The 7,393-nt window shown below is 37.1% G+C and carries 2 protein-coding genes and 1 pseudogene; all 3 read left to right on the forward strand.

The window, feature by feature from the left end:
* Positions 1 to 220: 220 nt before the first annotated feature.
* The gene (locus tag ACFIMS_RS08405) at positions 221 to 3,526 is read left to right on the forward strand and encodes an autotransporter outer membrane beta-barrel domain-containing protein (RefSeq protein ID WP_375696626.1); all 3,306 of its coding nucleotides are present in this window, start codon (positions 221 to 223) and stop codon (positions 3,524 to 3,526) included.
* 686 nt (positions 3,527 to 4,212) lie between these two features.
* Positions 4,213 to 4,940: pseudogene (locus tag ACFIMS_RS08410) on the forward strand (autotransporter outer membrane beta-barrel domain-containing protein); the annotation flags it as partial.
* A 172-nt stretch (positions 4,941 to 5,112) separates the two neighbouring features.
* Positions 5,113 to 7,393 (forward strand): autotransporter outer membrane beta-barrel domain-containing protein (locus tag ACFIMS_RS08415; RefSeq protein WP_375696627.1); only part of this gene is annotated, 2,281 nt, incomplete at its 3' end.

Consider the following 7,393-nt stretch of genomic DNA (forward strand, 5'->3'; position numbering starts at 1 on the left):
CGCTTTGGGGTGGAATTTTTATTTCTATCTATATTTTTACGCGTTTTTATAAATAATACAATTTTAAATTGTGATATTTTGGGATTCTGGCTTTACATAAAACATAGGGTGGATATATAAAATACAAAACGTATTTTAAATTATCACGCGTAACCAAAGTTATTAAACAGAACGCGTGTTTTTTGTTTTTAGAGAAGGGGAAGAAAGTTTGTAGAAAATTATGTTTAAAAATCATCTCTCTTTATATCATTTTACAACGGTTATTTTTTTCTTTGTATACAATACTGATGCAGGTGAGATTTCTTCTGAGAAGAAGCCATATTCATGTAACGAAAGTGCCTCATTTTATCGCTGTAATGATGGTAAAACGCATGAAATTACCAAGAAAACTTATCAACTTACGGGTGAAAGTTCTGATGCTGCCATAGAGGCATCAGGGAAAAATACAGTCATTGAGGGAGAGGCTATAATCATTAACGGTGTTTCGAATGCACATGGACATTCAGAAACAAACGCTTGGACAACAGCTGTAAAGTCCTCAAATGGGGGAGGCGTTGCTCTATTTGATTCCATGTTAAATAACGTGTCGATAGGGGCCGATATTAATGATGAGGGAGCTTTTGAAATGCAGGATGGGGTGATTAAAGCAACCAGAATGGGGATCAGTGTTGGGGGTAAAGGGTCGTTTGTTTCTTTGACCAAGACAGAGATTAAGACATCTTCTGATGCGATAGGTCTTTTGAGTCATAATGGTGCAAAAATTTATATGAAAGGAGGAAAAATTGATTTTGCTGATGGTATTGGTGTTCAAACAGGAGGAGATGGAGAAATTAATTTAGAGGGCGTTTCTATTAGTGGGAGGGGGAAACAGGGAACAAATACAGATAATCATCGTGAAGGTTCTGCTTTTAGTATGCTTCAGGGGAAAGGCTCTCTTAATTTCCAGAAGGGAAACGTTAATGTCGACAATGTTCATGGCATTGTAGTGCAGGGGAATAACCATAATGCTGCTCATATAAAATATTCCAATGTTTTTGTGAGAGGGAATGGATTTAATGGTATGCACTTTTTTTGGGAAGCTGTCTTAAATGATAAAAAAACAATTATACCTGGAAAAGGGACTGTCCATGTGACAAAGACAACTTTTATGGCTCCAGAAAGTACGGCTATTTATAGTCGCGAATTCGAAAGTTCTGTTAAACTCTCACAACATTCAAAAATTTCTGGAGATTCACTCCTGAAAGCTGTTGAGCGTTCTAATGTAAAGATTGAGGCTGATGCTTCTACCCTTGTAGGAGGCGCACATGTTGATGAAAGTTCTACAGCTAAGATAGATTTAAAAAATGGTTCAAAGTGGATTTTATCGCGACCAAAATATGATAAATTGCAAAATTCTGATGCTTCTGGTTCTAGGTTAAAAGATTATTCTTCTATTTCATCGGTTAATCTTACGGATAGTTCTCTTGTTTTTGAAGAATTAAAATCTAAAAAAACAAATGGTTATCAGACACTTCTCATTGGAAAAGGATTTGGGACTGTCTATAAAGCGCACGGTGATGTGAATCTTTATCTTAATGCATATTTGGATAAAGGCGGAGCTCTGCAAGAGCAAAAAACTGACCGGCTTTTAATCAATGGTGATCTTGAAGGAAAAACAACAGTTCATGTTTATAAGATTCCTGGAAGTCCAGGGGCATTGACGGGAGAGGGCGGTAATAATCAGGGGATTTCCATTATTCAGGTTTATGGAAAAGCCATGGAAGATTCTTTTCAGTTAAAGGGGGGGTATGTCACACTTGAAGCCTCCCCCTATCAGTATCATCTTAAGAGTTATGGTCCAAGCTCTTCTTTAGGGGCGGCAGATTCCAATCAAAGAGTGCTTAAAAACTCCGGAACATTTTGGGATTTCCGACTTGAAAGTCAATTTGTTGATTCTACTTCTCTTGATTCCACTAAAGTTTTTCCTGTTCATGATTTGGTTGTCCCCCCTTCTTCTGATGATATTCCTTCTGTTCTTAAAATTCATCCTAATATTACTGGAGGTGAGGATGGTTCTATTGATTCTAACTCTCAGCAAAAATCTCAGGAGCCAAGTCTTTCTTCTCCTGTAGATTCTCCTGATAGGGATTCCCATCTTACGACCACACTTAATGTATCTGATGTTTTTGTACTTGAGATCCCCAATCCTCTTTCCTCTCTTGCACCTGTTGTTCCCGCTATTGCTGAATCTAATCCAGTTGCTCCACCTGAATCTGGTTCACCTGTTCCGCCATCTGTTTCACCTACTCCTTCTGTTGTTTCCCCAGTTGCATCTGTTTCCCCTGTTCCGCCATCTGTTTCACCCACTCCTTCTGTTGTTTCCCCAGTTGCATCTGTTTCACTTGTTCCGCCGCATGTTTCACCCACTCCTTCTGTTGTTTCCCCAGTTGCATCTGATTCTTCTGTTCCGCCATCTGTTTCACCCACTCCTTTTGTTGTTACTCCACCTGCGTCTGGTTCTTCTGTTCCGGCATCTGTTTTTGAGCCTTCTTCTCATTTTGAGCCAAATGTGAGAGTCGTTGTTCCACAGGTTTTGACTTATATTCTTGTGCCAAATACCTTATTTTATGCTGGATTGATGGATATCAGTAATCAAAGCAAGCAGTTGCAAGCGCTGCGAACTGTTCCTAGTCGGTTGTTGAAAAATGATGAAAATCCCGCTTTGTTTTTGCGCGGTTACGGTGGACATCATCATTATACTTCAAATTTGTCTGCATTTAAATATGGTGATTATGGCGGTGAGCTTGATTATAATGCACTAGAGGCAGGTGTTTTACTCAAGAAAATCGAAAGTGCATACAGTACGACATCTTTTGGGATTATGGGAAATTATGGCAAGCTTTCTTTGCAGCCTCGAAAGGTTAAACAAAGTCAAGAAAGTATATTTGATAAATGGACAATAACAGCATATGGAAGCATGCAGCATGATACGGGTCTCTATATGGATGGTCTCTTCTCTTATGGTTTGTTTAATGGAAATGTTCTCACACTTGAGCGAGGTAAAACGGCTGCATTGAGAGGGAAGCCCCTAAGTGTTTCTTTAATTGCTGGTAAAACGTTTATGATAGGCAGCCGATATTTTATTTTTGAACCACAGGTTCAGTTTGTTTATCAAAATCTCCAGTTTCATAAGACTCGTGATATTGATAATTTTAATATTGATATGCGAAGTCCAGATCATTGGGGGATGCGTATTGGTGGGTATTTAACGAAGACACTTACATTTACTAAAGATAAAGATGCACATGTTCTCTCATTCTATGGTAAGCTTCATTTCATTCGTAGTTTTGATGATAAACAATTTGTATATTTTAAAGATGCCTTCCAGCTTGGTTCCTTTGGGACTTCTTTAGAAGCTGGATTTGGTGTTTTTTCGCAATTATCTCCCAAAATTATTTTTCATAGCGATCTGATTTATCAGCATAAATTTACGAGTGACGGCTTTTCCGGAACGCATTTTTCTGGTGGATTAAGTTATCATTTTTAATTGTATTTTTCTTTAATACACCCTTTGTGAAAGACATAAGCACAAAACATGGTTTTGTTGTGTCGTTTTTCTGATTTTTGACTTTACATATAATACAAAACAAATTATATGTAACGGTACATAATAAGTAGATGAACTAGGTGTGTCTTTTCAGTTTTTTATGAATAAAATAAAGGAAGTTTAGACTAAATTATGATTAAAGTACTAAAACGCTATGTGTGTGTTCTCTTACGACCTCTATTTCTTTCTTCGTGCACAATATAGATGTGAGTGCAGAAGATTATAACCCCTCGTGTAATTCTCTTTTTAAGTCGTATTCGTGTGATACAGTTGATGCTTCTCGTACTTTTGGAAGTCGTAATAAGTTATATATGAGTGGATTGGATAGGAGAGCTGCAGGTGTTATTTTTACAATACGAACTCATGACATAGTTATTAAGCCGCAAAAAAGTAAAGGGGAAAAAGGCTTTCAGGAGCTGATGGAATTTTAGAATTAAAGAGATCTGAGAAGATTACATCAGCAGTGGTTGTGTCAAAAGATAATAAAACTTCTTTTAAAAAGAGTTTTATTACAGGAAATGGCGAAAAGAAAAGTGGTAGAAATGCTACGTTATCTCAATCTGTGTTTGGTGTGAAGCAGGGTGGTTCTTTCCTTTGATGAAGGTAAGATTCAGGTTTCTGATGTTCATGGTATAGAGGCAAGTGTCTTGCTCAATGCGATTGAGGATACACATCACACTTTGAGCTTTGGAATAATGGAGAATAATGGAAAAAAAACTCTCTACAACCTCAAGATGTTAAAGAAAGCAAAAAAGTACATTTGATAAATGGTCTATTACAGTATATGGCAGCATGCAGCATGATACAGGCTTTTATATAGATGTCCTTTTTTCCTATGGTTTATTTAAAGGGGATGTTCTCACGCAAGCAAGAGGCAAGACAGCAACATTGAAGGAAACACCTTTGAGTGCTTCATTGATTGCGGGCAAGTTATTTATGACAGGGCATAAAGGGGTTATTTTTGATCCGCAGGTTTAGGTTATTTATCAAAATGTGCGGTTTGATAAGGCGTCTGATATTGATGGTTTTGATATTGAGATGGGAAAACTTGATTTATGGGTGATGCGTGTTGGTGGTCTTTAAGAAAGATGCTTGCTGCTTCTGAAGAGGCTCTTGTTGTTTCTTTCAATTGCAAGCTTCAGCTTGCCATTAGTTTTAGAGGAAAACAACGTGTGCGGTTTGGAGATGAATTCCAATAAGGGCTTTTGGCTCTTCTCTAGAAACTGGAATGGGATTGAAGGCTCAGTTGTCTTCAAACTTTGCTTTGCATGGAGATGTAACTTATCAGCATTGCCTTAGAAAAGGTGGTTTTTCAGGGATTATTTTTTCAGGCGGTTTATACTATCGTTTTTAGGTGCCTATGAAATATAGAGTAATTTTTACATAAGTTATAGAGTGTTTTATGAAGTATAAAGTGATTATTTAAGTTTTATACTTGCTATTTTTAGTGTGTTTAACTTAATGTTATGGGGAATGTTTTTTATTTTTAACTAACAGGGGGAGAAAGGCAAATTGGGAATAAAGTTATGGTTAATGTATTAAGCGGGTATAGATTTTTATTTATTACAACGGCTATTGTTTCTTTTTTGCCAATCGTGAGTGTTAATGCGAATCCTAATAATTTAGGAACTTCCTGTAATGTATCAGAGAGTTTTTTTACATATAGCGATAGTAAAAAACATACGATAAGTAATAAAAATTATACTCCTTCTGTCTCTTCTCTAGATGATTTTGTTGCTGTCTTCTCTATAGAAAAAGAGGGAACTGTTTTAAATTTATTAGAGACAAATATTATCTCGCATAGGCCAAAGCAGATGTTTTTATATAGTGCATCTGTAAAAGATGATGGCAAGCTTGTTCTAACCAATTCAAATATTAAGGATATGTCCGGTTTTCGTGTTCAGAATGGGCAAGTTGTGATGAATAGAGGGAAGATTGAAGGTAGTTTGCAAGCTGTATGTGCAGAAGGAAAAAAAACCGATATTGCTTTAGTGAGCGTAAATATTGATATTGTATCAGATAATTTGAATGCAAAAGGGATTGGATTTGTTAGTAGTTCTGATGCATTCATTAGGATGTCAGGCAGTACTATTACTTTTAATGAGATTGGTGCGTTTTCAACACAATTTGGGGGAAAATATCTTATTGATACAACCAATATTCAGGGAAAAGGTAAGAAACACACGATTGTAGTTGATAATGAAAGTGTTGATGAATTTCCAAGAGCTTTTGACATATCACAGGGTGGTAATGTTCAATTACGTGGTGATTTTATTCAGCTCACTGATATGCATGGCTTCTTGATTACGAATTTTGCAGGTTATGCAGATGCTGAAGGTAAATTGGTTCAAGAATACGCTTCATCAAATGAGTTTAAAAAGACAAATATTAAGATTGAAGGTACAGAAATTTCTGTTCAGGGTGAGGGAGTATACGGTCTGTATTTTTATGGATTAGGCCCAGATGTATGGGGTGATATGTTTAAGGTAGGGAGTGAAAAACTTTCAAAAGTAGAAAAAATTGTTTGGGGTGAAGCATCTTTGCATTTGTCACAGACAACTTTTTCAGTTCCCGATGGTATTGCCATTTATAGTACGGGAGATGATATTTATGGAGCTGAAGCTACCATTGAATTAACAGAAAGGACAAAGATCTCTGGTGATTTATTGTTAAAGGCTCAAAATAATTCTTCTCTATTGGTGAAAGCAAAGGATTCTATCCTTACAGGGGGTATTCGTGTTGAGGATGCATCAACTGTTCACTTAGAATTAACAAATGGCTCTGCATGGTATCTCACCAAAAGAAAACATACAGATTTACTGGAATCTCTTCCTGTAGATTCATTACTTTCGTCTATAAGCATTTCTGATAGCACAATTTTTTTTGATAAATTTATATCTCAAGATTATCAAACGCTATATATTGGAAAAGTATATATTGAGAAAGGAAGTAATCTAAATGACATAAATCCAATAGAGGGGATACAATATGATAAAGAAGCCTATAATGCAAAGGGAAATGTGCAGATTAAGATGAGTGCGTTTGTGAATAATGACGGCTCGTTTAATCCTCAAAAAACTGATCGTATTTTGATCTACGGGAATGTTTTGGGAAGTACACTGCTCATGATGGAGAAATTTTCCAAAACCTTAGAAGAAGAAGCTGGCAATAAAGGAAGTCAAAGTATTTCACTTGTTCAAGTTGCTGGGACAGCAGAGGAAAGTTCTTTTAAGTTAGCCAATAGTTATACTACGGTGAATGGATTTCCTTATCAATATAAACTTCGTGTCTATGGTCCAAGTTCTTCTTCTGGAAATGCAGATCCAAAGAATAGATTGGTTGTTGGAGAAGGGGATTTTTGGGATTTTCGTCTCGAAAGTGTTTACATTGGTCCTGAATTAGATTCTTCTGAAACTGCTTCTAAGCCAACGTCTACAGTTTTACCTCCTCAATCTGAAGAAGAGACGGTTCCTTCTAAACGACCAACAGAGACTATTTCACCTGAACAACCCCCTTCTGTTGAGCCTCCACTTATACCATCTACACCTTCTTTGCCTGAAGGATCTGAACCGTCTGAAACATTTATCCCTACGGATTCGACGCTGACTCCTTCTGCACCAGTTCCGTCTGAGCCTCCCTCTGTACCAACAGTTCCGGAGGCTCCTTCTGCTGTGCAACCTATGCCTGCACCGTTTGTTCCAGTTGAAGATTCTACTAATGATGTTCTGCCATCTGAGCCCTCTGCTCCGGAGGACACTTCATCTCTGGATACTGTTTCTCCTCCTTCTGCCCCTGTTGAACCAAAGC

This window comes from Bartonella sp. AP331QHHD (assembly GCF_042195905.1).
Taxonomy (GTDB): Bacteria; Pseudomonadota; Alphaproteobacteria; order Rhizobiales; family Rhizobiaceae; genus Bartonella.

Coding starts and splice junctions, on each gene's coding strand:
- ACFIMS_RS08405 (WP_375696626.1), top strand. CDS start 221: ATGTTTAAAAATCATCTCTCTTTATATCATTTTACAACGGTTATTTTT.